Consider the following 24,753-nt stretch of genomic DNA (forward strand, 5'->3'; position numbering starts at 1 on the left):
TCTTTCAGCTTAGTCCTGCCAGCACGGCCCGCGTGATTGCTTCAGTGCTGTCCTTACCCGCAATCGTGCCTATTCCGCGTGCGGTTGCGGACTCGATTGCCGACATCACTTCGGCCGCGGCCTGCTCCTCGCCCAGATGCCCGAGCATCATGGCGCCGGACCAGATCGCGGCGATCGGATTGGCGATGCCGAGATGCGCGATATCAGGTGCCGAACCATGGACAGGCTCGAACATGGAGGGCGCGCTGCGATCGGGATTGATATTGGCGGAGGCGGCGTAACCGAGTCCGCCCTGGATGGCCGCTCCAATATCGGTGAGGATGTCGCCAAAAAGGTTCGAGGCGACGATCACGTCGAGGCTTTCAGGCGCCAGCACCATGCGGGCGGCAATGGCGTCGACGTGGTAGGGCGAGACCTCCACATCGGCATAGTCTTTCGCGACCTCGCGCGTGACCTCATCCCAGAAAACCATGGAATGTCTCTGCGCGTTGGATTTGGTGACGGATGCGAGCTGCTTACGACGCGTCCGCGCCTGTTCGAAACCGAAACGGAGGATTCTTTCGACGCCCTCACGCGTGAAGATTGCCGTCTCGATCGCGACCTCTTTGGTCGTACCGGAATGAATGCGCCCACCGGCGCCGCAATATTCGCCTTCCGTGTTCTCGCGGATGCACAGTATATCGAAACCCTCACGACGAAGGGGGCCCTGAACGCCTGGCAACAGCCTGTGCGGCCGTATGTTGGCATACTGCGTGAATCCTTTGCGGATTGGCAGGAGCAGTCCGTGAAGCGATACGGAGTCGGCCACCTTCGCTGGCCATCCCACAGCGCCGAGGTAAATCGCATCGAACTTCCGCAGCATCTCGACGCCGTCAGGCGGCATCATCGCACCGGTTTCCAGATAGTAGGCGCACGACCATGGAAATTTCGTAGGATCAAGGGCGAAACCGCCTCGCTTTGCCGCCGCCTGCAGCACCTGCCATCCCGCCTCGGTCACATCCTTGCCGATGCCGTCGCCGGGAATGAGCGCTATCGTGTAAGCCTTCATTGAGATCCTCCTAGAGACCGATGGGCACCGAAGGTCGCAGCTTGCTCAACACGGCAGCGACATTCGGCATCTCGTACCTGGTTTCATCGGAACAATAGTCGACAGCACGCCGCTTTTTTCGCCGAGAATGAGCCGCCCGGCCGCGTCGAATCGCGTCGGGCGGAACCTGGAAAGTCGATTGTTCTGGAACCGCCGCGCGCACTATTCGGCCGGACCTTGAGCGTTGAGCTCAGTCGTAAACGCTGACGTAGATCTTGCGCACGGTTTCGATCGTGCGCCAGACGCCGACAAAGCCGGGCTTCATCACGAAACTGTCTCCGGTACGGTAAGTCTTGGTCTCACCGCCCTTCTCCTCGATCTCGACGAGACCCGAAACGATGTGGCAGAATTCGCAGGTAGTGCCCTTGATAGAATGCGTCTCGCCGGGCGTCGCCTCCCAGACGCCGGTCAGGACCTTCTCGCCTTTCGAGGCATCCTGCGCCCACGTCTTGAAGGATGGATTGCCCGAAATTAGCCGCTCTGGAGCCGGTAATGCCTGCTTCGGCGCGAAGGCTGGATCTGTGTCGATCGTGATCAGAAGTGACATGTCATGTTTCCCTGTTAGTAGCCGAGTGTCCGATCGACGAGGCCGATCAGTTCTTCCCCGGCGCGGTGGCGCCGGATATTGTCCACGACGGATTGCGCCGCGGAATCTGCTTGCGTTATGGAAGCGATGTGCGGCGTGATCGCCACCTTCGGGTGCCGCCAGAGCGGATGGCCGTCCGGCAGCGGCTCGGGATCGGTGACATCGAGCATTGCGGCATCAAGGTGCCCGCTATCGAGAGCCTGAAGCAGGGCGGTTTGGTCTAACTGCGGCCCGCGGCCGACATGCAGCAGCCTCGCCCCGGCCGGCAGCAGGGAAAAGAGTTCCGCATCGAGAATGCCACGGGTTTCCTCCGTCAGCGGCAGCAGGCAAACGAGAATATCCGTCCGTGCGAGGAAACCGGCAAGCTGATCCGCTCCATAGAAGCAGGTGACGCCGTTGATCTCCTTCCTGCTTCGGCTCCAGGCAGCGAGGGGAAAGCGAAACGGCAGCAATCGCTCGATAGCCGCCTGCGCCAGCATGCCGAGGCCGAGAAAGCCCACGCGGCGCTCGGCGGCTTGCGGAGCGGCAAGACCGAGCCACGACTGGCGCTTCTGCTGTTCACGATACGCCACCATATCCCGGTGGAGACTCAGCACGCCGAGAACGACATATTCCTGCATCATGCGAATGATGCCGTCCTCGACCATGCGCACCAGCTTCACCTCCGGAGGCAGGCTTTCACGCTTGAACTGGTCGACGCCGGCGCCAAGCGAAAACAGCACTTCGAGATTGCGATAGCGCGCGATATCATCTGGTGCCGTCCAAGTCAGGAGGTAGCGCACCTTCTCCGGGTCGACACATTCGCTGCTGTGGAACAATTCGACGTCCGGGAGCTCGCGTGCGAAAACCTTGCGGAAGACTGCTGCGCGCACCGGGTCGGAATTGAAAAGAAAAGCCATGAAACCGCCCTCTCCCGCTATGCGGCAAGGCGCTTGCCGAGACGCTCGATCATGCTCTGGCAGGCAACAAGTTCGCCGATCTCAATATATTCGTTGGCACGATGAGCCCGGCTGATATCGCCGGGACCGCAGATGATCGCGTCGATGCCGGCCTGCTGATAGAGACCAGCCTCCGTGCCGTAGCTCACCGCAGACAGAGGCTCCCGCCCCGTCAACTCGGTCAGAAGGGCTGCCAAACCACTCTCCTGCGGGAGCGAAAGCCCCGGATACGCGCTCAGCTCATGCCACGCCACGTCAAAGCCGCTGTCACCGAGCGCGATTAGCTGGGCCTTTACCGGCTCAAGCAATGATGATGGGGAAACACCCGGCACGGCACGGAGCTCGATATCGGCGGTGCAGCGATCAGGGATGATGTTGACGGCTTGGCCGCCAGCGATGACACCAACCTGCAATGACGAGTATGGAGGCGCGAAATCCGTGTCGAACGGCCCATCCGCGAGGGTCTGACCATAGGCCACGATCTGCGTGACGAGACCTGACATTGCATGCACGGCATTCAGTCCCAGCTCGGGCCGTGAAGAATGGCCGGACCGTCCTATCACCTCGAGCCGCGCGGCCGCCTTGCCTTTGTGCCCCCGCACGGCTTCCATCCGGCTCGGCTCACCGATAATCGCGCCAAGCGGCTTCTCGCACAGGCTTGGCAGGGCGGCGATGAGATGCGGCACACCACGGGCACCCGCCTCCTCGTCATAGGAGAATGCGAGATGAATGGGCCGCTGCAAGTTCGTCGCCGCAAGCCGCGGCAGCGCGGCCAGCACGCAGGCAAGAAAGCCCTTCATGTCGGAGGTGCCCCGGCCATGAAGCCTGGCGCCATCGTGGCGCAGAACAAAGGGATCCGAGTTCCATTCCCGCTCACCGGCCGGCACGACATCCAGGTGGCCCGACAAGATGTAGCCGCAGGCCCGCCGCGGCCCGATCGTGACAAACAGGTTGGACCGGTCGCCTTCGGGGCCGCAAAGGACGGTCGTTTCTGCTCCGGCCGCCTCGCAATATTCACGCACCCAGTCGACGATCGCGCCGTTGGGCGAGCCCACGACCGAGGGGAACGCGATCAGCGTCGCTAGAATTTCTTCGACATTCACCGGGCGCCGCTCCACTCGCACTTCGCTGGATGCGACAAGTGTGGCAGCAGGCGAGAGCATTCCGTGCCGAATGAAGCTATGCTTTGGCCGAAGATTTCGAATATTGGCCCGGAACCAGCGAAACCTGCTGGCTTTCGGGTGCAATCATAAGGCAAAAGACGGCTGCGGCACCGTCAGCGACGACAGGACGTGCTCGCGAGTTGGATATGAGGAGCAGGTCGACTGAAATGCAGAGATCAGTGCGCCTGAAGTCTTTCGAACTGGTCGCGCGGGACATCGATGATGTTGACGTCGAGTTGCTGCACGCGCTGTCGATCTCAGTCCGCTGGCCGCATCGGCCAAAGGACTGGGATCTTCTGCGCCGTGCCGGCCGCGGCATCGTTGCCGTAGACGGCATTGGCCGGGTTTTCGGCAGCGCGATGTGGTTTCCGCAAGGGGACGATTTCGCCACCATCGGCGTAGTCATCACAACGCCCCGCACACAAGCCCAAGGCGGCGGCCGATGGCTCATGGACCAAGTGCTTGAGCAGTGTGGCGATCGCAATTTGGCGCTCAACGCCACCCATGTCGCCTATCCCCTCTATGTCTCACTTGGCTTCACGACCGAGGCCATCGTATATATGCGACAGGGGGAGGTTCCGCCGGCACTCCCTGCCCTGCCTGATTTGGAAGGTGAATTGCAGACGCTGCCGAGCGACAGGCTGAATGAGATCATCGAGCTGGATACGCGCGCGTTTGGGACAAACCGCGAGAGGCTGCTCGCATTGCTCTCAGCGGATGCCTCGATCTGCACTTTGAGCCGTGGCGGCGAGATCGTCGGCTACTCCATGTGTCGCGAGTTCGGGCGTGGCTACGTGATCGGCCCGATGGTCGCGCGCAGTGATCTGGACGCGGTCCATCTCACAGCCGTCCATCTGAGAAATCTTGCAGGACGGTTCGCCCGAGTCGATACCCGGGAGAAGGATGGCATGTTTGCCACGTTTCTCGAGCAGTGCGGCCTTGGCATTGCCGAGACCGTTACGACAATGTCCAAAGGGCGTCGCTTCCTGAACCGGGAAGAAAACGGACCGTGGGTTTATGGACTGGCCGGCCACGCATTGAGCTGAGCCAGTATTTTCAGGGTCTTCTTCATCACATGAGGAGTAAATGCCTGCTCGAAAGCGAGGGCCAAGCATAGGCGCTACGTTTCGCTTGTTTCTGTCGCGAGCGCCCGGCCTCCAGCATCCGACTGAGATAGCTTGGCGCCGATCGAGCGGCTGTCGCCGAACTCTTGAGGCTCGACTTGGCGAAGGCCTCGCCGAAGACGGTGTAGCGGTCCCCGTTCCAGCTCAGTGGTCCACTGACACAAGCCGGCCCCATAGCGGCTGGTCGTGCTCGTGCGCGATGCGCACCATTGTAGTCGCCGCCATACTGGTAGGCTTGTTGGGTGCTCCCGCAATTGCGGCGACGCACTATTGGGTCGCCAAGGACACGAGCACCAAGACATGCACGGAAGTCTCTATGAAGCCCGACGGAGTTAAGATGACGGCTGTCGGCAAGAAAACGTACCCGAGCTATTCCAGTGCAGACAAAGCTCCGAGGGCATCGACCGCCTGCAAGAGCTGACAAGCATATGTTCGCCCGTTGGTAGCGGCGACCGCTATCCCGGTGGTTCCGCGCTCCGACGACAGCTAATTTCGGATGTCACACCAGTCTGCCTTTTCATGCGGTTCGGACGAAGACACGGCGACCAGACCTCAACAGCTACGGTATACTCCCTCGTACGCGGTCCTGATCAACGTGGGTCTTCCTCAATCCAAGCGATAAGGGGGGCTTTCGGGTCTCGCCCTTTTTGCTGCTACGACTTCACGGCTGAGTTGAAACCGTCCAGCTCCTCGCCGATCTCGACAAGGGCCTTTCTGACTGTCTCCTCAATTTCCTGTCGTTTCTTCGGCGGCATCAGGCCCAGCCCCTTCAGCATCGCCTCGCGCCAGTGCAGCCCCCTGCCCCACGCTTCCGAGAACGCTGTTGCAAGGTCGTCCTTGCGACGGGTGGCCTCCAGTGCCTCGATAAGGAGGCTGGCCTGATGGACGTCCTTTTCGCGCTTGGCGACGCCGTTTGCATCTGATTGCCTGCGAGAAGCGACGATGAGCTTGTGAACTGCATAGCGTTCCGGCGACGGCACGGTTACAGGCACCCCTGACCGATGCAGCATCACGGTCCGGATGGGCTCGTGGATCAGGAAATCAAGGAAACGTAAGGGCTGCGCCGAAGCTCCGCCCAGTGCTGGCATCGGAGTGGCATGGTCGGTGTAGTCATCGGATCCCCGGTTCGGTGTAAGGAATTCGACCTTGTACCTCGTTGCATTCTCGAATTGCGTCGCGTGTCCGGGATCCGACCTGTGAGGGATCTCCCTGAAGGTTGGATCAACCTCTCTCAAAATTTCCAGGATCGGCGGCAGGCTGTCTTCGACTGACGACGAGATCGAATAGTGCTGCGCGAAATCGGCATCGCCGGTTTGCAATGAGGCACCGGGCAATCTTACGCCGAGATGCCCCGCATACGTCTGGAAGGCAACCGTACCGACGAGCACGCCTCTTAGACGGAAGATTCCTGCTGCTCCCATGGCTCCAACGACATCGCCAGTGAACCGGTCCGGTGCAGTCAGCCCTGCTTCGCGAGTCAGTGTGGAGACGAGTTTCCGACGGCTACGGAGGTCTTCCTTGATCTCTTGGAAGGCTGCAACGCGTTTCATGATCTCGGGATCGTCGGACGGGCCGACATATTTCCGCGTTTTCTTAGGCTGGGTTTCCTCAAAATACCAATAATCCCGCCCCTTCACCGGAACCCGGACGAAATTTCCCACCGTTGAGAAGTCGGTTTCGAACGATGCATCAAGGCAGCGCTGAACGAGTTCCGCATACATCGTGCGATAAACGAGATCGACCGTCTTCATGCGCCGGCTCCGTTATAAGAAAAATGAGTTTGTCTTATAACTGGATGAGCTCAAGCGACGCAAGCGGTGGTTATAAGAAAATTGCAGAGGTCTTATAACGCCACCGCATCATCCAGGGTTCACGCAGACCCGTCATGCCACACATGGCGATCGATGCGCCCGCCTCTGGCCAATGCTACCGCCAACGATGCTGGAGCCGCGCCGATCAATCAGGCACCGCGTGACCGCCGCTCATCATGTGAACCATTTTGATGCCGTTTAGGATGGTCGCGGCTGATGCCGGTGATTTGAAGCCGAGCATTGACCCGATGCGGCGCTTGATGCGCCGATGGTCCTGTTCGATCCGGTTACTCAGGTATTTACTCTTCCGGATCCGGATCGGCTTCAGCCGACGCCGGGAACGATCCTGCAAGCGATTTGAGTTGTCAAAGGAAACGACAGCCTCAGGGTGGGCTGGTGCTGTCAGCACCAGGTCGGCAAGCCATCAGGCCAAAAGCTCGGAGTCGGGCCGCATCGCGGCGACGCGGGCGGCGATTGCCGTTTGCAGCGAACGGCACCGGCCGCTGCGATCCCGCCAGTTTTTCGATCTCCGTGCAAAGGTCGGCGAGCGCCGCGCGGTCCCAATGGAGCCCGAGCTGGTCGACGATCCTTTCGAGTCGGTCGGCGCTGCCAGCGGGCGGCTGCACGGACAGCTGCCGCCAGGCGCCAAGAACCGCGCCGGCGGGGCCGGGATCGGCCCCGGCCGGGCGCAGGTACCAGGGGTCGCGCAGGGCGTCCTCGTCCTCGGCGCGGCCGGCGAGCCGCATGCTGGCGGCGGCGCTTCCCATCGCGGTCAGCTCGGCTCCGGCCTGTCTGACAAGTCCGTCAAGCCCGGCTCCGCCGTTAAGTCTAAGGCGGGGCGGCGTGAACCAACACGACCTCAAAGCGCCTGTTGCGCTTTGTGAACGATGCCCTTTTCGAACCGGGAAAGAGCAAAGGCGGAAAGATTGATCGAGGGGCTGCCCTGTGTGACCCATTCGCCGAGTTGTTTGCCGATGGATGGTCCAAGCGCAAAGCCGTGGCCGCTGAAGCCGGCCGCCACGAAGAGTTCGAGCTCTGGCTTGGGCCGATCGATGATTGGAATGACGTCGGGCGTGATATCCAGCCTGCCGGCCCAGGCGTTCTGCAGTTCGATCGTATTCAGATGCGGAAAGATCTGCCGGAAGCCAGCAAGGTTGGCTATCACCTTGCGCATATTGGGCTTCGGCTCCGGCAGCGCCTGCACGGCATTACGGCGGCTGAAGCGCGCCGCCAATTGATGACGGAAATCGGCTCCGATGCTGAGGTGCAGTTGACGCCAGTTGTTGCGATAGGCGGGTATGAAATGGCGCATGCAACGAAAGGAGTCGACGGTGATTTCGTAATCGACTCCCATGCCGCGATAGCCGTTACCGATAATGAAATCGCCGCCCATAGGGGCGGAATGCAACGCGGGGACCCCACATCGCGATGCGGGTGAAGGGTGCTGCCTTCCAGGTGCGGCCGACGGAGGATTTGACGATCTGGATAGGCAGGTGCAGGCCGGCCGAAGCGGCCAGCACCGGTGCGCCGATGCCGTTTGCCAAAACGACGGTTTTTGCTTCGAAGATCCCGTTAGACGCCAGGAGCCTCGGTCTGTCCTGCCTGTCGAGGTCGAGCCGGAAAACCGGTGTATCTTCCAGGATAGTGACTCCGGCTTCGCGTGCCGCAGCCGCGATGGTCCGGGTCGAAAGAGCCGGATCGGCATGGGCGTCGTCGGCGGTGAAAAGTCCGCCGCGCCATTGCCCAGCCAATTCGGGGATTGTCTGACGAACGTCCGCGGCATCCAGCAGGCGCGTCGAAAGGCCGAAGCTGCGCGCAATATCGTGGCCGCTGCGGATCCGATCCTCATCGGCAGCGGTTTCCGCGGGGACCAGGATTCCGCTGCGGGTGAACTGCGTCGCCTGTGTGCCGTATCTCGAGGTCAAGTCCGCCCACAGTTCCAAGGCTTCGACCGCGAGCGGCAGCTCGGCTTCATGCCGTCCTTGCCGGCGGATGAAACCCCAGGCACGGCTGGATTGTTCGGAAGCGATCTTGCCGCGCTCGAAGATTGTTACCGACCTCCCTTTGCGGGCTAGGGAAAGAGCGGTCGAGCAGCCGACAATTCCTCCACCGACAATGGCCACGTCCGTTTGAAAGGTGCCCATCTATGTTCCTTGCCCGATCCTTCGCCGCGACAATAACAGGAGAAGGCAGCAGCGCGTGGCATAGGGCTATGCCGGATCGGCATAGATGCGCGCCCGGCTTCAATTGCGGTGGAAGATGTCGTCGATCTGACGCAGGACATCGCGGCGCGATGCCTTGAGGCTGGAAATGAATTCGCGCGCGACGCGCGAGGGGGAACGGTGTGTCGGATAAAGCATGCCGAGACGCAGGCTGACCGCGGGCTCGAAGGGAATGGAGCGCACTCCCGGATGCTCGCGAAAATCGAACGCCGTGAAGGGGTCGATCAATCCGATTCCCAGCCCCTTGGCCACCATGTTGGCGATGGTGCTAAAAAGCTGGGCTTCAAGGACAATGCGGCGCTTAACGCCGTAGCGGTCGAAAATCTGGTCGGCGAGTTGCCTCCCCAGATGATTGTGGGTGATGGAGATATAGCGTTCGTCGCGTAAATCTTCCGGCGTCAGCCGTGCCTTCTGCGCCAGCCGATGATGGCTTGGAACCGCCATTAGATAGTGCGCGGAGCAGAATTCCTCGATTTCGATGCCGGAGCGGTCGAAGGGATATTCGGCGATGCCGACATCCACAAGCTGGCTGGCGACGAGTTCTTCTATGCGCGGCGACATCTGGATACGCAGCGAAATGCGGCTCTCCGGCCGGCTTGCCGTGAAGCGGGCGATTGCGGAAGGCATAAAGTCCATTGCCAGCATCGGCAGCGACGCCGCCGAGACCATCCCGGAATTGGCGACCTGCATTTCGCGGGCGATCTCGCGGATCTTGTCGATCGACACGAAGGCACGAAGAACCTCCTCATGCAGCAGGAGGGCTTCCGGCGTGGGATTGAGGTGCCCGCCGGACCGGTCGAACAGGGTCACTGACAAAGATGTTTCCAATTGACCCAGAAGCCGGCTTACGGCCGGCTGGAAACGCCGAGAAGCTCCGCGGCCCCGATGGTGGTCTTTGCAGTCATCGTTGCCTTGAAGGCTTCGAGTTGCCTGATGTTCAACCCGCCTCTCCTTTGCAGCCTATAACAGAACTGCATAGCGTCCATAATTCCCCTTATTTGACAATGGGATCGGCGCGAAGTCCGATTGATGAGGTGGTGACCAATCGCCGGACCGCGACATTTGTCGCCAATAATTGCAATGGGAGGATTGGGCAATGGATTTATGGGTGAAGTTCACGTCGATCGCCGTCGTGGCTGGCGCGGTCCTTGCGGGAGTTGCCGCAAAGGCGGACGCGGCCAATGATCGCTTCAAGGAAGTCCTTGAACGCGGCACGCTGCGGGTCGGGGTGCAGGGTGCCTATCCGCCCTGGTCCTATCGTGACCCCGATGGCAGGCTCGTCGGGATCGAGCCTGATCTCGCTGCGGATGTCGCCGAAAAGCTGGGCGTCAAGCTGGAACTGGTTCAGATCGAATCCGCCAACCGCATGCAACTCCTGCAGCAGGGAAGGATCGACCTCATCCTCGGGGCGATGTCCGACCTGCCGGAGCGACGCAAGGTCGTCGGGATGGTGCAGCCAGCCTATTGGGTATCGGGCGCCAATGTCATGGCCACGGCCGGACTGATCAAGAGTTGGGAGGATCTCAGCGGCAAGCCGCTTTGCGCCAAGCAAGGCCTTTTCTACAATACCGTGATCGCTCAGGCCTATGACGCCAAGATCATTTCCTTTTCCGGCAATACGGAAACCAAACAGGCCCTGCGCAGCGGCAAATGCGCAGCGTGGCTGTCGGACGATACGGCGATCCAGCAGTCGTTGAGAACCGAAGGCTGGGATGGTTACGAAATGCCCCTGAAATCCCGTTATCACAGCTATTGGGCGGCAGGCGTTCCACTGGAGGAGCGCGACGGCATCTGGGGAAAATTCATGACCAGCATGAGCCATAGCTGGCATGCCTCCGGCAAGCTCATCGAACTTGCCGAGAAATGGAAAGTGGTCGCGGATCCGTGGTTCGAAGCCGAACACGAAAAGCTGCTTGAGGCTGACAACACGAAAATGGACAGCCAGTAGTCTCAACGCGACAGGCGCGCCGCCAGGCCGGTTCGCGGTCGACAGGCAGCCTTTGTCGAGTGGGCGGCCGGAGACGGAAAACTCCATCTTGAGACCGTTGGACGCGGTTCTCCGGTCGATTTTTTTCAACTCTTGGTTCGATCGGCCCGGCGCGGGCGTCTGCGCCAAGCGGATCCATAGTTGCAAACGAGCAGGGATATCATGCGTCTTTCACTCGATGAACTTTCCGGATCAGTCTTCGACGTCGCCATCGTTGGTGCCGGCATCAACGGCGCCGAAGCTGCGCGTTGCCTCAGTGCTGCCGGCTATTCGGTGCTGCTCGTCGACAAGAGTGATTTCGCCGCCGGCGCCAGCGGACGGTCTTCGCGGCTCCTTCATTGTGGTCTGCGTTATCTTGCGCCCGGAAAATCCGTCTGGGAATTCGTGCGCCAGCCGCAGCGCTTCCTGACCGCATGCCGGATGGCGCGGGCGGCGATGCAGTCACGGGCGCAATTCGTCCGCGACACGCCCGACCGCACACGCTCCATGACCTTCTGCTTTCCCGTCTACCGTGGAGGCCCTTATAGGGGTTGGCAGATCGATGCGGCGTTCCGCATCCTGAAATCCTTGGGCGGCCGCGAGGTGCCGCTCAATTACCGCCGGCTATCGGGCGCAGAAGTCGCGCAGATGCCGCTTCTCCAACATCTGCGCGATAAACAGGCGCTTCAGTCGGTCGCCATGTTCGACGAGTACCAGTTCGACTGGCCCGAACGGGTGGTGGTGGATGCGGTGCTGGAAGCGCAGCGTCTGGGTGCGTCGGTGCGCAACTATACCGAAGTCACCCATGCGGCGCAGCAGGGCGATCTGTGGCACCTGGAGCTCGGCGATACGCTGGATGCTGCCGCCCGGCCCGTTCACGTCGTCGCGCGCAGTGTTTTCAACATGGGCGGGATATGGATCGACCGCATTAATGCGCGCGTCGAGGCCGGGCGGATCGGTCGTCGCATCACCGGCACCAAGGGCGTGCACATCGTGGTCCGCCTGCCGCCCGAATGCAGCCGTTTCGGCATCGCAACGCTCAACCGGCTGAATGAGGGGCTGTACTGTATCCCGTGGCGTGGCCTGCATTATTTCGGACCGACCGAAACGTTGTATGACGGCGATCCCGACGACATCCATCCGACTGAGGAGGATTTCGAGTTCCTGCTCGGCGAAGCCAATCATCTCCTGCCGACGCTCGATATCAGGCGGTCCGACATTCTCTATGGCTGGGCGGGCGTGCGGCCGCTCACTTACGATCCGGCGCAGCCCATGGGCGCACGTTCGCGGCAACTGCACGACTTCGGTCCTGAAGGAGCGCCCAACCTGTTCGCCATGACGGCAGGGCCGATTATGAGCCATCGCTCGGCAGGGCAGCTCGCATTGACGGCACTGAGCAAGGGACTGGCACCGTCACGGCCGAGCCAGCAGCCGGATTTCGCTTCCAGGAGCGTTCCGCGCGAAACCGGGAACAGCTCACGCGAGGACAAGCTTTCGATCATGCAACGGGGCGTGGAGAGCGAACATGCCGAGACCATCGACGATCTGTTGGTACGCCGCAGCGGCCTCGTCTGGAACGACGACCCGCTTGGCGAAGACGTGGACCTGGCAGTCGAGGTGCTTGCCAACGCGCGTTCATGGTCGGCGCAGAGGAAGCGGCAGGAAGCTGCTTCCGCCCGGGAGGTTATCGCCCATCGGCTGCACATTGATCCGCCCGCTTGACCCAATATCGGGCCCACCTGCCACCAGAGGCAGTCTCTTATGCCCTCTTTACAGGAACAGGACAGTCCGCGCCTTGAAGCCGTCAAAGATAATGACAGCCTGCTGATGGATAGATGCTACACAGCCGGTACGCGATCGCGGGAATCGCGATTGCGGGACGAATGGCTTTGCAGGGAGTCCGGGGAAGACCGGTGCGCCATGACAAGTACGTTGAACCTTCTGCACTACTCGGCATTTCGCGCCGTCATGCTCACCGGCACCGTCAGCGGCGCGGCCGAATTGCTGGGGCGCAGCCAGCCGGCCGTCAGCCGGCTTCTCGACAAGCTGGAATACGAGCTTGGCGTTTCGCTTTTCGAGCGCCGCAGGGGCCTGATCACGCCGACCTCCGTGGCGCATCTGTTGCTCGACGAGATCGAGCGGGCCTATGTCTCGCTGGATGCGTTGAGCAGCTTCGCAGCACGGCTGGCAAGCGGGGAAGGCGGCGAGATCAGCCTTGCGGTCATGCCAGCGCTGGGCATCAATTTCGTGCCGCATCTGCTGGCCGATTTCAGGAAGGACTGGCCGAAGACCAAGGTCACGCTGAACGTGCGCATGTCCGTCAAGATCGAGGAATGGGCGGCCGCGCAGCAGATCGATTTCGGACTGGCGGAAACACCGTTCAAGCGCTCGGGGTTCCGGACCGAAGTCTTCAGCGACGCGCCCTACATCGCGGCCGTTCCGCGCGATCATCCGCTCGCCGGGCGCAGCCGGCTCGGCCCCGCCGACCTGCGCCAGGGGCCATTCATTTCCTGGACTTCCTTCGTCTCGGCACGGCATCTCCTCGATCAGGCGCTGCTGTCCAGCAGCGTCAAGGTGGATGCCGCCTATGAGACGACCTTTTCGGTGTCGGCCTATGAAATGGTCAAGCACGGGATCGGTATTGCGATCATCGATCCCTACACCGCGGTCGAGCAGTTGGACGACCGGGTCAGGCTGATCCCCTTCGCGCCGAAGATCCCGTTTAACGTTGCCCTGCTGCGCCCGGAGTCGCGCGGGCCCAACCCCGCCGCCGATGCCCTGCTGGAGCTGATGGCGCAAAAGCGCGATCGGATCCTGAGACAATTGCCGGACCAGGACGATATGCACACTACGCATATCAATCGCCGATAATTCTATTTTGAACATTTCGGTATCAGCGCTTTATTGGCGTGATCGACCGTCCAGGAAAACAGGCCGCCAATGTCGCCTAGAATTACCGAGATGCAGGGCCGGGACTACGATGTCGTCGTGGTCGGCGCCGGCATCAACGGTTCGAGCGCGGCGCGGGAACTGGCCGCAGCGGGTTACAGCGTCCTCCTGGTCGACAGGAGCGATTTCGCCGCCGGCGCCTCCAGCCGATCCTCGCGCATCCTGCATTGCGGCCTTCGGTATTTCGAAACGCCCAACCCGATCCGCACCTTTGCGTTTCATCCGCAGCGCTTCGCCGCGGCCTTGCGCATGGCGCGGGCGGGGATGGAAGCGCGAACCGAACTTGTCGGGCGGAGCCCGCAACGGTGCAAGCCCTTCACCATGTGCTTTCCGATTTATCCGGAGAGCCCCGTCCGCGGCTGGCATTTGGATCTCGGTTTCCGCATCCTGCGCCGTCTCGGGCCACCGGAACCGGCGCTCGCCTATCGTCGGCTGAAGAGTGATTTCGAAACCCACCTGCCATTCGCAAACGACCTGCGGGACCCCGAAAGTCTGCGGTCGATTGCCACCTACCGTGAATACATCATGGACTGGCCGGACAGGCTGTGCGTGGATGCCGCCCTCGACGCCGAGCGAAACGGCGCCGAAATACGCCTGTTCTGCGAAGCTTCCGTTATACGTAGGAAGCCGGAAGGCTGGCTCGTCGAACTGTGCGACGGTAAGGGGGAAGCGGCCGAGGTTCGCGCGTCCGTCGTGCTGAACATGGCCGGCACCTGGGTGGACGCGGTGAACGCCAATCCCGTCGCCGGCAAGCCAGCGCCCTGCCTTGTTCGCGGCACCAAGGGCGCTCATATCGCGGTCAGGCTGCCGGATTCCTATCGCGGCTACGGCATCGCCACGATCAACCGCAGCGGTATGCCGTTCTATTGTCTGCCTTCGCATGACGACTGCTTTTATTTCGGGCCGACGGAGACGCCTTTCGACGGCGACGCCGCCGGTGCCGCAGCCACCAACGAAGACATCGATTTCCTGCTTGCGGAAGCCAATCACATGCTTCCCGGCCTGCGGCTCGGCCGCCGCCACGTCGAATTCACCTGGGCCGGCGTGCGGCCGCTCACCTTCGATGCAGCCGAGCCGATGGGGCGGCGCACGCGTCAGATCCACGATCTCGCATCTGCCGGCAGGCCGGGTATCTTCGCGATGACGGCAGGGCCGGTCATGAGCCATCTGAGCGCAGGGCGCGAGATGCTGCGGATCGTCGAGAAGCAACTGAAGCCGACGCGCAAGTCCGTGGCGAGGCGGATCCCGGAGACAGGCGACAGCGGTGCGGAGTTCGCAATTTCGAGGCCGCTTTCGCAAGGCAGGCGCGCCGCTTTCCGCACAGCGGTTTCGGTCGAGCATGCCCGCGACCTGAAAGGTATTCTCTATACGAGGACAGGCCTCGCCTGGCGCCGCCATCTCGACCGCGCCGAGGTCGAGGAGGCTGCCGACGCCATTGCCGATCTGGTCGGCTGGGCGCCGGAGCGGACCGTCAGTGAAATCGACGGGTTCATCCGATACCAGAAGACGGCGTTCCGCGCCGCATCGGACCTTCCAATTCAGCCGGCAGCACACAAAATGGGAGATGTAGAAGCATGAAAATCGGATCAGCACTGACAACCATCGCCGCCCTTGCAGTCACGCTGGCCGCAAGTGCGATCCTTCCCGCCAGCAGCGCGCAGGCGGCCGAATCGCATCTGCAGCAGATTCTGGAACGAGGCGCCGTGCGTGTCGGCGTTCTCGGCGCGTTCAAGCCCTGGTCCTTCCCATCGCCGGATGGTTCGATGCAAGGCATCGAGGTGGACCTCGCCCAGTCGGTGGCCGATGCGCTCGGCGTCAAGCTTGAGCCGGTCGTGGTCACGTCCGCCAACCGCATGCAGTTCCTGCAGCAGGGCAAGATCGACGTCATCATCGGCGGCATGTACGACACCACTGAGCGGCGCAAGGCGGTCGGCATCATCGAGCCGGCCTATTGGACGTCCGGTCCGACCCTGCTGGCCAAGGAGGGTGTCATCAAGGACTGGAAGGACATCGCCGACAAGCCGGTCTGCGCCAAGCAGGGCGTCTACTACAACAAGCTGGTGGAGACGGAATATCACGCCAAGGTCGTCGCCTTCACCGGAAACACGGAGGGTAAGGAAGCCTTGCGCTCCGGCAAGTGCATCGCCTGGGTCTATGACGATGCGAGCATTATGGCCGACCTCGCTTCGGGCGAGTGGAAGGGTTATGAGATGCCTGTTTCCGTTCTCTTCGACAATCCCTGGGCGGCCGCGGTGCCCGTGGCGGAAGTGGACAAGGCCTTGGGCGTGTTCATGGCAGGCATGGCCTATCGCTGGCAAGCGTCCGGAAAGCTGGTCGAGCTTGAAAAGAAATGGAAGGTGAAGCCGTCGCAGTGGATCGCCGAGCAGCACAAGAAGGCTGAGTGGGACACGAGCTACCTGAAGGGCGGCAACTGAGCCGATGCTCTGCGAAACGCTGATCGATGACCGGCTGCCGGAGCTAAAATGTTCCAGTTGATCGCGCCCTTCTTCCAGGATCTCTACGACCGCACGGGCCTCAATTTCATCGTCTTCTACGACAGCTATGAATATGGGCGCTTCCTGTCCGGCATCAGCATATCGCTACAGCTGATCTTCTGGTCGATCGTCGTGTCGCTGGTGATCGGCGTCTTGGGGGCCTGGGCGCAAAGCGCCCGGTCTCCCGTCCTGCGGGTCCTGATGGATGCCTATATCCAGGCATTCCGCAACACGCCGCCGATGATCCAGCTCCTGTTCTTCTATTTCGCTCTCGGCGCCTTCACGCCGCAGGTCGATGTTGGCGGCTATTACCAGCCGCTGATCTCGTCCTTCGCCTGGGCGATCATCTCGCTCGGCATTTTCGGCGGCGCCTTCAATGTCGAGATCTTCCGCGCCGGCTTGGAGGCGGTGCCGGGATCGACGAAGGAAGCAGCCGAGAGCCTGTGCATGAGCAAGTGGCAGATATACCTGTATGTCACCCTACCGCTGGCCTTCCGCATCAGCCTGCCGGCCCTCACCAACAATCTCGTCAGTCTCGCCAAGACGACATCGCTCGCCTACGTCATTTCCGTCCCGGAGATGACCTATACGCTGAACCAGGTGTGGTCGGACAATGTGAACGTGCCGGAGATGATGCTGCTCCTGTTCCTGTTCTATGTGCTCGTCGTCTCGCTCCTGGCCGCCGGGCTCCATTTCATCGAGCACAGGCTGACCCTGCCGGGATACGGCCAATGAGCGGCGCGGCTTTTCGTATCGACAGGCGCCGCTTCGCAGAAGGCAGCTTCTGCTCGCGCATCCACTGGCGGCACGGGCTGTGGCTCGTCCTCGCCTTCTTCGGCTCGCTTGCCTTCGCCTATGCCCAATCGGACCCCCAGCAGCAGGCCCCGTCGGCCATTTCCACGCTGATCCTGTGGCTGCCTTTCATTCTCAAGGGTTTCGCTCTTAATCTCCTGATGAGCTTCATCGCCATGGCGGTCGCGACCCTGCTGGGAATCGGGCTGGGATTGCTGCGGGTCAGCCGCTCGAAGCTGTTGCGGACGCCCGCATGGTTCGTGACGCATCTGTTCCGCAATTCGCCGTGGCTGGTGATCCTGTTCACGGTCATGCTGCTGGTGCCGTTCGAGATGCGCCTGCCCGGCCTCGGAACGGTGGCGATACCGGACTGGATCAAGGCCACCTTCGCCTTTTCGCTACCGGTGATGGCCAATATCAGCGAGGTGCTGCGCGGCGCCATCAACTCCATCCCGAAGGGCCAGTGGGAATCGGCGGAGAGCCTTGCCTTCACGCGTGGCCAGACCTTGCGCTGGATCATCCTGCCGCAATGCGTCAGGCGCGCCATTCCGCCATGGATGAATTGGTACGCATTGCTGGCGCTGGCGACGCCGATGGCCTCGATCCTCGGTGTGCACGAGGCGGTCGGCAATGCCCAGGCCGCCATGGAAGCGGCGGGCGCGCGGCCGGAATTCCTCATTCCGTTCTATCTTTTTCTTTTGTGCCTGTTCTTCGCCTACATCTATCCGATCGCAATCTGGACGCGGAAGCTCGAGCGAAAATATGTCGTTGCAAGTTAAATCGAATACCGACGAAGCAAAGCTGAAATCAGGCTGGTCGCCGGACATGCCGATCATATCGCTGCGCGACGTGCACAAATCCTTCGGCGCCCTGGAGGTGCTGAAGGGGATCAGCTTCGATGTCCGCAAAGGCGAGGTGATCTGCGTCATCGGCCCGTCCGGCTCGGGTAAATCGACGCTGATCCGCTGCATCAACGGGCTCAGTCCTGTCCAGAAGGGCTCGATCAAGGTCGAAGGGCAGGAGGTGAACGACACCAAGCTCGATCTTCTCGCGCTGCGCAAGAAAGTCGGCATCGTGTTCCAGCAATATAATCTCTTCCCGCACAAGACGGCCCTGCAGAACGTCATGATGGCGCCGGTCCTGGTGCTGAAGGAGCCGAAGAGGGAAGTCGAGGAGCGCGCCCGCGCGCTGATCGCCAAAGTCCGCCTGCAGGGCAAGGAAAACGCCTATCCGGGAGAACTGTCGGGTGGCCAGCAGCAGCGCGTCGCCATTGCGCGCAGCCTGGCCATGCGCCCCGACATCATGCTGTTCGACGAAGTCACGGCGGCGCTCGATCCCGAGACGGTGAAGGAGGTGCTGCTCACGATCCGGGAACTGGCGGCAGAGGGCATGACCTGCATTCTCGTCACCCACGAGATGGGGTTCGCCCGTGAGGTGGCGGACCACATCTATTTCACCGACCGGGGCGTGATCGTGGAGCACGGCCCACCGGACGAGTTTTTCACCAAGGCGAAGGATCCCAGGACGAGGCAGTTCTTGAGTCAGGTTCTTTAGGGCCGCAGGCCCTCGGACTAGGAGTTTAGGCCCAAGAGCCTTGGGCCTCGGAAATTGAACCAACAGGCCGGCAACGGCGGCGTGCGGACCGATCCGTCTGCGCGATCGATCGTGCTCGGCCGGAATTCGGCAGGAGAATGAAATGAACGGGCCGGTCAAGACCATTACCAGGGATCCGCTGCTGCAGCCGCTGACCATCAAGAAGCTGACATTGCGCAACCGTATTATAAGCACCAGCCATGCCTGCGGGCTGGAAGTCGGCGGCATGCCCGAGGAAGCTTATCAGCGCTATCACGAGGAGAAGGCGCGCGGCGGATTGGCGCTGTCGATGTTCGGCGGCTCGTCCAACGTCGACCTGGACTCCCCCAACATCTTCCGGCAGCTCAATGTCGGCACCGATGCGATCATCCCGCACTTCCAGCGCTTCAGCGCGCGCATGCATGATCTCGGTGCTGCGCTGATGTGCCAGATCACCCATCTGGGTCGCCGCGGCGATCCCTATGCCGGCGACCGGCTTTCCACGATCGGACCGTCGCCAGTGCGCGAGACGCTCCACCGCAGCATCCCCAAGGAGATGGACGAGCACGACATCGACCGTGTCGTGAAGGCTTACGCCCAGGCTGCCCTGCGCTGCAAGGAAGGCGGTCTGGACGGGATCGAGACCTTGGCGGCGGGGCATCTGATCGGGCAATTCCTGTCGCCATTGACCAATCGCCGCACGGATCGTTTCGGCGGCGCGCTTGAGAACCGCCTGCGTTTCGGCCTGATGGTGCACGAAGCGATCCGCAAGGCCGTGGGGGATGATTTCCTCGTCGGCATACGTTTTGTCGTCGACGAAGGCCCCGATGGCGGCCTGAACGTCGAGGAATGCGTCAAGGCGGCCCTGATGCTCAAGGCGGCGGGGAGCGTTGACTTCTTCAACGCCATTTACGGCACGATGGATACGACACGCGCGCTTACGGAGGAGAACATGCCCGGCATGGGCTCGCCGCTGGCTCCATGGGTCGAACCGGTCGGCGCCTTCCGCCACGAGGTCGGGTTGCCCGTGTTCCACGCCGCGCGCATTGCCGATGTCGCTTCGGCTCGTTTCGCGGTGGCGGAAGGCAGGCTGGATATGGCGGGCATGACGCGCGCCCAGATCGCCGACCCCCATCTGGTGGAGAAGCTCGCCGGCGGCCGCGAGACCGAGATACGCCCTTGCGTTGGCGCCACGCATTGCCAGTCGCTGTATCGCCCCTCCTGCCTGCACAATGCCGCGACAGGCCGCGAACTGACGCTGCGCCACATCATCCAGAAGACTGACGGCCCTGCCCGCAAGGTAGTCGTCGTCGGCGGCGGACCGGCCGGCCTGGAGGCGGCGCGTATCAGCGCCCAGCGCGGCCATGCCGTTTCGCTCTACGAGGCGGGTGGCGATCTCGGCGGGCAGATCCGGATCGGCGCGACCGGCTCCTGGCGTCGCGACCTCATGGGCATTGTCGAGTGGCGCGAAGCGGAATTACGGCGTCTCGGCGTTGCCGTCCATACCAACGCCTATATGGAAAGCGCCGATATCGCGGCGCTTGAACCGGATGTCGTCATCCTCGCCACGGGCGGCCTGCCGCAGATCGACCTGCAGGAAGGCGCGGAACTCTGTCTCAACACATGGGACGTCTTGACCGGACAGGTGCCGTTGCATGGCGAAGTCATGATTTACGACGGAACCGGACGGCATCCAGGGCCGCTTTCTGCCGAACAAGCCAGAGAGGCAGGTGCGGAGGTCGCCTATGTCTCGATCGATGCTCAGCTTTCGGAGGAACTGACCTATGCCGAGCGACTGCGCTGGAAGAAGCGCTTCCTGCAGCTTGGCGTGAGGCCAGTCTTCGAGAGCCGGCTCTTCGCGGTTCAGCGCAAGGACAACCGGCTGGAAGCCAGTTTCGTCAATGAAATCTCGCGGGAGGTGACGAGCGTCCTTGTCGACCAGGTCATCGTCGAGCAGGGCAGCATTCCCATGGATGAAGCCTATTTTGCGCTGCGCAGCCAGTCGGCGAATGATGGCGTCACCGATCTCGACGCCATGGTTAAGGCGGCGCCGCAACCGCGCCTGCGGGAAAGCGGCTTCGAACTGCACCGTATCGGCGACGCGGTTTCGAGCCGCAACATCCATGCCGCGGTGCTGGACGCCTTGCGCATATGCAGCGCGCTGTGACGGTGCGCGCGCCGGCGGTGTCAGCGGCCGATGCGGTCGAGAAACTGATACCAGCCCGCCACTGTGCGCACCGCCGGCTCGCGCAGGAAATAGAAGGGGATGGACTGCGGCTCGTTGCGTTGCATCAGGCCGAGTTCCGGCCTGTCTCCCAGCATCAGGTCGACGGCGCGGCGGCCCATGAGGCCCGACATGGCGATGCCGGCCCCGTTGTAGCCGAGCGCGAAACCGGTCCGCTCGTCGAGCATGCCGATCTGCGGCAGGCTGTCCATGGTCATGGCCACGAGCCCCGACCATCGGTGGGTGATCGCGGTGCCGGCAAGCTGGGGGAGCATCTCCTTCAGCGCCCTTTCGAGCGCCTGGAAGGCGGAGGCGGAATCTTCGCGCCCGAAGGCCCCGCGCCCGCCGAACAGCATCCGGTCGCCGGCGGGTCGAAACCAGCGCATCATGCGCCGCGTCTCGCTGTAGCTGCGGCAGTGCCGCATCAGCGTGACCCTGAGGTCGGCGCCAAGCGGCTCGGTCGCGATCATGGCGCTGCGGAAGGGGATCACCGTTCCGCGCACCGGCGCCGTGGCGGCGGTAATGTCGGAATAGCCGTTGGAGGCGATCAAGACATGCCCGGCTGCGACCTGGCCTCGCGCCGTCGTCAGAACGGTGCGGTCGCCGTCCTTCCGGCGTGCCACCACGACCGAATTCTCGAAGATCTCGCCGCCCCCCGTGCGCACTGCCCCGGCAAGCCCCCGCGCATAGTTCAGCGGATGAACGATGCCGGCATGGGTGGAAAGCACGCCGCCGACGAAATCGGCCGAACCGGTTTCCTCGCGCACCGCGCTGGCGTTAAGTATGGTCAGGCTGGCATCGCCGAACATACCCCGCGCCGTCTCCGCTTCGGCCACGAGCCTTTTCTGGGCAAGTTCGTTGTGGGCGCAACGCAAATTGCCGGTCTGGATGAAGCCGGCGTCGGCAAGACCCAGTTCTTGGATATTCCGTTCGACGCGATCCATCGCATCATGGCCGATGCGGTGCATGCGCCGCGCCGCTTCAAGCCCATGGTGCGCCGCGATGTCGCTTAGCGAGGCGCGAAACTTGGTGGAAACGACCCCGCCATTGCGGCCGGAAGCGCCCCAGCCGATTTCGACCGCTTCCAGAACGACGGGATGCAGGCCGCGCTCGATGGCGCGCAAGGCGGCATTGAGGCCGGTATATCCGCCGCCGATGATGGCGATATCGGCCTTGACCGCGTTTTCAAGCGCGACCGGCGGCGGCGCGGGCGAGGCCGTTTCCAGCCACAGCGATCGTGGATGTGCCAGGTCCGGCATCGGCATCGTCCTCCCTTGGGCGCCGGCGGAGCTATTCCCGCTCGACGGCGTCGGCGAGGTCGCGCAGTGTGGCGAAATGGAAATCCGGCTTCGTCACTTCGCCCGGATGCGGTGTGCCGCCATAGCCTTCCTGGTGCATCCGCCGCTCGATCCAGCAGACCTTGTAACCGAGCGAGCGGGCAACGCCGATATCATGATACTGGCTCTGTGCAACGTGCAGTATGTCTTCCTGGCGATAGCCGAAGGCGGATTGCCGCCCGAGATTATGCGAGAAGAAGCGCGGGTCAGGCTTGGCGCATCTGGCGTCGTCCATCGTGACGGCATCGTGGAAAGGGGTCCCCAGCGTGTGCGAGTAGGCGCTGAAGGCGACGCGGTCGGCGTTCGTCATGGCGACCAGGCGGAAATGCCGGCGCAGCCGCTTGAGTGCCTCGGCGGAATCCTCGAATGCCGGCCAGCGCAGCACGGCAATCTGGAAAGCGTCGGCCGAGCGCTGGTCCGCAGGCAGGCCGAGCTTATGCGCCACATGGAGGTAGACGTCCGCCATCACCTGGCTGGAGCGGCCGGGATGATCGACGCGCCCTTCAAGATAGGGGGCGAAGAGATCGTCGTCGCTCAGCCCCTCGGCAGCCTTTCCGCCGATCGAGCGGAACGCGTCGAGAATGCCTTTCTCGAAATTGATGAGCGTCCCCACGACGTCGAATGTCAAAACTTTGAATTGCTTGAAGGACATCAGACCTGCCTCTCTTCCACGCTGAAACCGGCTTCCGACCGGCGGAAGCTTGCGTTCAATGAACAGAAGAGGGTGCGTCGCCGCAATTCCACAAATGCTGATCGGGGAGCTTACATTTTGTAATGTCCCGCCTTCGACACCTGCTTCCTTCGCTCAATGCGCTCGTGACCTTCGAGGCGGCCGTACGCTGCGGGACCTTTGCTCGTGCCGCACAGGAACTTTGCGTCACCGGCCCGGCTGTCAGTCGCACGATCGGGCGGCTGGAGGCCCATCTGGGCGTCGTGCTTTTCCACCGGACCGCTTCCGGCGCCGTCCTGACGGAGCAGGGCAGCGTGCTTTTTTCGGGAATTTCGGGCAGCTTCGACGAAATCGAGCGAACAGTCCTGCGGGTGCAGCAGTCAAGGCAGTCGGGAATGCGGACAGTGGTTCTTTCGGTGTCGTCTGCCTTCGCCACGCACTGGTTCATGCCCAGGCTGGCGCTGTTCCAGTCGAGATTCCCGAAAGTCGATATCCGCTTCCAGCTGATCAGCGGACCGCTTGGCGGAGCCGTGGACGGTGTCGATATTGCGATGCGCTTTGATCATGGCAGCAACGCCCGGCACGTCGCGCGCAAGCTGATGCCGGAATTGCTGGTGCCGATCCGCGCTCCTCACCTGCCGGAAAAACAGGCGCCCACCGGCGCATTCATGCCGGCGCTCGACAGGATCATCAATCTCAGCACGGCAGAACCGGACTGGTCGGGCCTGTTTTCGGAGAACACGGCAAATGGCACGGCGGGCGGGCTGCAGTTTTCGGACTATACAGTCGTGGTCCAGGCCGCCCTGCTCGGGCAGGGCGTGGCTCTCGGCTGGCTCAACGTCGTGTCGCATCACCTGGCGCGCGGGGTCCTGGTGCCGGTAGGCCCGGTCATGAAGACCGGCCGGACGTGCGAACTGGTCATCGCCCGCAAGCAGGAGACCCCTGTAGTTTCCGAGATCTGCGATTGGATGGATGCCGAATTCACCACCGATATGAAGCGCGTCGACGCGCAGTATCCTGGCCTCGAATTTGGTGCCGATCCAGCGCGCCAGGAAAATGTCCGTAATCCGATCAGGAGTTCATCACATCCAGCATCGTGCGGTGGATTCTGATAAGGTGCTTCTCCATTGCTCCAGCGGCTGCGGCGGCATCGCCCTTTTCAAAGCCGTCGAGTATTCGGGTGTGATCGTGGACGCTCAGTGACACGGCGCCGTCCGCCGAAAGCACCCGGCGGCGGAATTCCAGGCCGAACGAATACAATCTCGTGCAGAAATCGGCCACAAGCGGATTGCCGTCGGCCCGATAGATGGCGTGGTGGAATTCGGCGTCGGAAATCTGCAACCGGACGGGATCATGCGTCATCTGGCGCTGCGCCTCGACCAGGCGTCTCAGCTCCCGATCCCCCGACGACCGGTCGTTTGTTCGACAAGAGCCCGATCCAGCTCATCGGCGAACTTCGCCAGCCGAACGGCGCCGCATCGCGAAAGCCGCAGCGTATCGATTACGAAGTATCGCCGCAACGGAACCGCCAATCTCTTCGTTTGCCTCGATGCCCATCGGTCATGGGGGAACGTCAAGGTGACCGAGCGGCGAACCTCCGATGACTTCGCGCTCTGCATGCACTCGTCGATCTCCACTTCCCAAAGGCCGAGTACATCAGATCGTGCTGGTCAATCTGTCGACACACGCCCGCCGTCCTCTATGCGGCCTTCCCGTCATCGGAAGCGCGCCGCCTGCTCAGGCGCATCGAATTCCACTATGCGCCCAAGCACGCCAGTTGGCTCAACATGGTCGACATCGAGATCGGCATGGAGAAG

At 62.2% G+C, this 24,753-nt stretch carries 23 protein-coding genes and 2 pseudogenes; 12 read left to right on the forward strand and 13 right to left on the reverse strand.

The features are described 5' to 3' along the window. Positions 1–4: 4 nt before the first annotated feature. The 4 genes from FJ949_RS23300 to argE all read right to left on the reverse strand — a co-directional run bounded on the left by FJ949_RS23300 (position 5) and on the right by argE (position 3,714). Positions 5–1,048 carry a tartrate dehydrogenase gene (locus FJ949_RS23300; protein ID WP_140499559.1) on the reverse strand — a complete coding sequence of 348 codons (1,044 nt, stop codon included), beginning with the start codon at positions 1,046–1,048 and terminating at the stop codon, positions 5–7. Between the two features lie 229 nt (positions 1,049–1,277). Next, positions 1,278–1,634, reverse strand: a complete 357-nt coding sequence (locus FJ949_RS23305) for a cupin domain-containing protein (RefSeq protein ID WP_140499561.1) — start codon at positions 1,632–1,634, stop codon at positions 1,278–1,280. A 14-nt stretch (positions 1,635–1,648) separates the two neighbouring features. Continuing rightward, entirely contained in the window at positions 1,649–2,572 is a 924-nt protein-coding gene (locus FJ949_RS23310) for a glyoxylate/hydroxypyruvate reductase A (protein ID WP_140499563.1), read from the reverse strand. 17 nt (positions 2,573–2,589) lie between these two features. After that, the gene (argE, locus tag FJ949_RS23315; RefSeq protein ID WP_140499565.1) at positions 2,590–3,714 is read right to left on the reverse strand and encodes an acetylornithine deacetylase; all 1,125 of its coding nucleotides are present in this window, start codon (positions 3,712–3,714) and stop codon (positions 2,590–2,592) included. A gap of 227 nt (positions 3,715–3,941) precedes the next feature. Here argE and FJ949_RS23320 point away from each other — a divergent pair, with 227 nt between their 5' ends. Further along, entirely contained in the window at positions 3,942–4,820 is an 879-nt protein-coding gene (locus FJ949_RS23320; protein WP_140499567.1) for a GNAT family N-acetyltransferase, read from the forward strand. A 731-nt stretch (positions 4,821–5,551) separates the two neighbouring features. Here the strand turns inward: FJ949_RS23320 and FJ949_RS23330 are convergent. From FJ949_RS23330 to FJ949_RS23355, 6 genes and pseudogenes are all read right to left on the reverse strand, one after another. Then, the gene (locus FJ949_RS23330; RefSeq protein WP_140499571.1) at positions 5,552–6,649 is read right to left on the reverse strand and encodes a GSU2403 family nucleotidyltransferase fold protein; all 1,098 of its coding nucleotides are present in this window, start codon (positions 6,647–6,649) and stop codon (positions 5,552–5,554) included. A 232-nt stretch (positions 6,650–6,881) separates the two neighbouring features. Further along, positions 6,882–7,034 (reverse strand): annotated as a pseudogene (locus tag FJ949_RS30825) (DDE-type integrase/transposase/recombinase); the annotation flags it as partial. A gap of 58 nt (positions 7,035–7,092) precedes the next feature. Then, a complete protein-coding gene (locus tag FJ949_RS30830; RefSeq protein ID WP_246680027.1) occupies positions 7,093–7,476 on the reverse strand; it encodes a DUF1403 family protein in 384 nt (127 codons plus the stop codon). Positions 7,477–7,568: 92 nt separating this feature from the next. Then, a complete protein-coding gene (locus FJ949_RS23345) occupies positions 7,569–8,102 on the reverse strand; it encodes an FAD-binding oxidoreductase (protein WP_140499573.1) in 534 nt (177 codons plus the stop codon). Beyond that, a complete protein-coding gene (locus FJ949_RS23350; protein WP_140499575.1) occupies positions 8,077–8,853 on the reverse strand; it encodes an FAD-dependent oxidoreductase in 777 nt (258 codons plus the stop codon). The genes FJ949_RS23345 and FJ949_RS23350 overlap by 26 nt, the downstream gene beginning before the upstream one ends. Positions 8,854–8,952: 99 nt before the next feature. Then, the gene (locus FJ949_RS23355) at positions 8,953–9,747 is read right to left on the reverse strand and encodes a LysR substrate-binding domain-containing protein (RefSeq protein WP_140499577.1); all 795 of its coding nucleotides are present in this window, start codon (positions 9,745–9,747) and stop codon (positions 8,953–8,955) included. 280 nt (positions 9,748–10,027) lie between these two features. On the opposite strand from FJ949_RS23355, the gene FJ949_RS23360 reads away from it, so the two are divergent. The 9 genes from FJ949_RS23360 (at position 10,028) to FJ949_RS23400 (ending at position 20,872) form a co-directional block, all read left to right on the forward strand. Further along, positions 10,028–10,879, forward strand: a complete 852-nt coding sequence (locus FJ949_RS23360) for a transporter substrate-binding domain-containing protein (protein WP_140499579.1) — start codon at positions 10,028–10,030, stop codon at positions 10,877–10,879. Positions 10,880–11,080: 201 nt separating this feature from the next. Then, positions 11,081–12,619 carry an FAD-dependent oxidoreductase gene (locus FJ949_RS23365; RefSeq protein ID WP_140499581.1) on the forward strand — a complete coding sequence of 513 codons (1,539 nt, stop codon included), beginning with the start codon at positions 11,081–11,083 and terminating at the stop codon, positions 12,617–12,619. Positions 12,620–12,817: 198 nt separating this feature from the next. Next, on the forward strand, positions 12,818–13,768 hold the full coding sequence (locus FJ949_RS23370; RefSeq protein ID WP_224646640.1) for a LysR substrate-binding domain-containing protein: 951 nt from the start codon (positions 12,818–12,820) through the stop codon (positions 13,766–13,768). 69 nt (positions 13,769–13,837) lie between these two features. Further along, positions 13,838–15,424, forward strand: a complete 1,587-nt coding sequence (locus FJ949_RS23375; RefSeq protein WP_140499583.1) for an FAD-dependent oxidoreductase — start codon at positions 13,838–13,840, stop codon at positions 15,422–15,424. Continuing rightward, positions 15,421–16,281 carry a transporter substrate-binding domain-containing protein gene (locus tag FJ949_RS23380; RefSeq protein WP_140499585.1) on the forward strand — a complete coding sequence of 287 codons (861 nt, stop codon included), beginning with the start codon at positions 15,421–15,423 and terminating at the stop codon, positions 16,279–16,281. Before FJ949_RS23375 ends, FJ949_RS23380 begins: the two co-directional genes overlap by 4 nt. Before the next feature lie 48 nt (positions 16,282–16,329). Then, positions 16,330–17,076 (forward strand): amino acid ABC transporter permease, encoded by a 747-nt coding sequence (locus FJ949_RS23385; protein ID WP_140499588.1) that lies wholly within the window; start codon positions 16,330–16,332, stop codon positions 17,074–17,076. Further along, a complete protein-coding gene (locus FJ949_RS23390; RefSeq protein WP_140499590.1) occupies positions 17,073–17,912 on the forward strand; it encodes an ABC transporter permease subunit in 840 nt (279 codons plus the stop codon). Before FJ949_RS23385 ends, FJ949_RS23390 begins: the two co-directional genes overlap by 4 nt. Continuing rightward, on the forward strand, positions 17,896–18,687 hold the full coding sequence (locus FJ949_RS23395; protein ID WP_281405127.1) for an amino acid ABC transporter ATP-binding protein: 792 nt from the start codon (positions 17,896–17,898) through the stop codon (positions 18,685–18,687). Before FJ949_RS23390 ends, FJ949_RS23395 begins: the two co-directional genes overlap by 17 nt. 142 nt (positions 18,688–18,829) lie before the next feature. Next, the gene (locus FJ949_RS23400; protein WP_140499592.1) at positions 18,830–20,872 is read left to right on the forward strand and encodes an NADH:flavin oxidoreductase; all 2,043 of its coding nucleotides are present in this window, start codon (positions 18,830–18,832) and stop codon (positions 20,870–20,872) included. A gap of 20 nt (positions 20,873–20,892) precedes the next feature. Here FJ949_RS23400 and FJ949_RS23405 read toward each other — a convergent pair whose 3' ends face one another. Together FJ949_RS23405 and FJ949_RS23410 are read right to left on the reverse strand one after the other, a co-directional pair. Beyond that, positions 20,893–22,188 (reverse strand): FAD-binding oxidoreductase, encoded by a 1,296-nt coding sequence (locus FJ949_RS23405; RefSeq protein ID WP_140499594.1) that lies wholly within the window; start codon positions 22,186–22,188, stop codon positions 20,893–20,895. A gap of 31 nt (positions 22,189–22,219) precedes the next feature. Beyond that, complete coding sequence (locus FJ949_RS23410; protein WP_140499596.1) at positions 22,220–22,918, reverse strand: HAD-IA family hydrolase; 699 nt, start codon at positions 22,916–22,918, stop codon at positions 22,220–22,222. A 122-nt stretch (positions 22,919–23,040) separates the two neighbouring features. On the opposite strand from FJ949_RS23410, the gene FJ949_RS23415 reads away from it, so the two are divergent. Continuing rightward, on the forward strand, positions 23,041–24,048 hold the full coding sequence (locus tag FJ949_RS23415) for a LysR family transcriptional regulator (protein ID WP_140499597.1): 1,008 nt from the start codon (positions 23,041–23,043) through the stop codon (positions 24,046–24,048). On the opposite strand, the gene FJ949_RS23420 is transcribed toward FJ949_RS23415, so the two are convergent. Further along, a complete protein-coding gene (locus FJ949_RS23420; RefSeq protein WP_140499599.1) occupies positions 24,008–24,298 on the reverse strand; it encodes an FCD domain-containing protein in 291 nt (96 codons plus the stop codon). The two genes, FJ949_RS23415 and FJ949_RS23420, sit on opposite strands and share 41 nt — an antisense overlap. A gap of 12 nt (positions 24,299–24,310) precedes the next feature. Here FJ949_RS23420 and FJ949_RS30835 point away from each other — a divergent pair. Continuing rightward, positions 24,311–24,747: pseudogene (locus FJ949_RS30835) on the forward strand (transposase); the annotation flags it as partial. Positions 24,748–24,753 lie beyond the last annotated feature (6 nt).

This window comes from Mesorhizobium sp. B2-4-1, from assembly GCF_006442185.1.
Lineage (GTDB): Bacteria > Pseudomonadota > Alphaproteobacteria > Rhizobiales > Rhizobiaceae > Mesorhizobium.

Coding starts and splice junctions, on each gene's coding strand:
- FJ949_RS23300 (WP_140499559.1), bottom strand. CDS start 1,048: ATGAAGGCTTACACGATAGCGCTCATTCCCGGCGACGGCATCGGCAAG.
- FJ949_RS23305 (WP_140499561.1), bottom strand. CDS start 1,634: ATGTCACTTCTGATCACGATCGACACAGATCCAGCCTTCGCGCCGAAG.
- FJ949_RS23310 (WP_140499563.1), bottom strand. CDS start 2,572: ATGGCTTTTCTTTTCAATTCCGACCCGGTGCGCGCAGCAGTCTTCCGC.
- FJ949_RS23320 (WP_140499567.1), top strand. CDS start 3,942: ATGCAGAGATCAGTGCGCCTGAAGTCTTTCGAACTGGTCGCGCGGGAC.
- FJ949_RS23330 (WP_140499571.1), bottom strand. CDS start 6,649: ATGAAGACGGTCGATCTCGTTTATCGCACGATGTATGCGGAACTCGTT.
- FJ949_RS30830 (WP_246680027.1), bottom strand. CDS start 7,476: ATGGGAAGCGCCGCCGCCAGCATGCGGCTCGCCGGCCGCGCCGAGGAC.
- FJ949_RS23345 (WP_140499573.1), bottom strand. CDS start 8,102: ATGGGCGGCGATTTCATTATCGGTAACGGCTATCGCGGCATGGGAGTC.
- FJ949_RS23350 (WP_140499575.1), bottom strand. CDS start 8,853: ATGGGCACCTTTCAAACGGACGTGGCCATTGTCGGTGGAGGAATTGTC.
- FJ949_RS23360 (WP_140499579.1), top strand. CDS start 10,028: ATGGATTTATGGGTGAAGTTCACGTCGATCGCCGTCGTGGCTGGCGCG.
- FJ949_RS23365 (WP_140499581.1), top strand. CDS start 11,081: ATGCGTCTTTCACTCGATGAACTTTCCGGATCAGTCTTCGACGTCGCC.
- FJ949_RS23370 (WP_224646640.1), top strand. CDS start 12,818: ATGACAAGTACGTTGAACCTTCTGCACTACTCGGCATTTCGCGCCGTC.
- FJ949_RS23375 (WP_140499583.1), top strand. CDS start 13,838: ATGTCGCCTAGAATTACCGAGATGCAGGGCCGGGACTACGATGTCGTC.
- FJ949_RS23380 (WP_140499585.1), top strand. CDS start 15,421: ATGAAAATCGGATCAGCACTGACAACCATCGCCGCCCTTGCAGTCACG.
- FJ949_RS23385 (WP_140499588.1), top strand. CDS start 16,330: ATGTTCCAGTTGATCGCGCCCTTCTTCCAGGATCTCTACGACCGCACG.
- FJ949_RS23390 (WP_140499590.1), top strand. CDS start 17,073: ATGAGCGGCGCGGCTTTTCGTATCGACAGGCGCCGCTTCGCAGAAGGC.
- FJ949_RS23395 (WP_281405127.1), top strand. CDS start 17,896: ATGTCGTTGCAAGTTAAATCGAATACCGACGAAGCAAAGCTGAAATCA.
- FJ949_RS23400 (WP_140499592.1), top strand. CDS start 18,830: ATGAACGGGCCGGTCAAGACCATTACCAGGGATCCGCTGCTGCAGCCG.
- FJ949_RS23405 (WP_140499594.1), bottom strand. CDS start 22,188: ATGCCGGACCTGGCACATCCACGATCGCTGTGGCTGGAAACGGCCTCG.
- FJ949_RS23410 (WP_140499596.1), bottom strand. CDS start 22,918: ATGTCCTTCAAGCAATTCAAAGTTTTGACATTCGACGTCGTGGGGACG.
- FJ949_RS23415 (WP_140499597.1), top strand. CDS start 23,041: ATGTCCCGCCTTCGACACCTGCTTCCTTCGCTCAATGCGCTCGTGACC.
- FJ949_RS23420 (WP_140499599.1), bottom strand. CDS start 24,298: ATGACGCATGATCCCGTCCGGTTGCAGATTTCCGACGCCGAATTCCAC.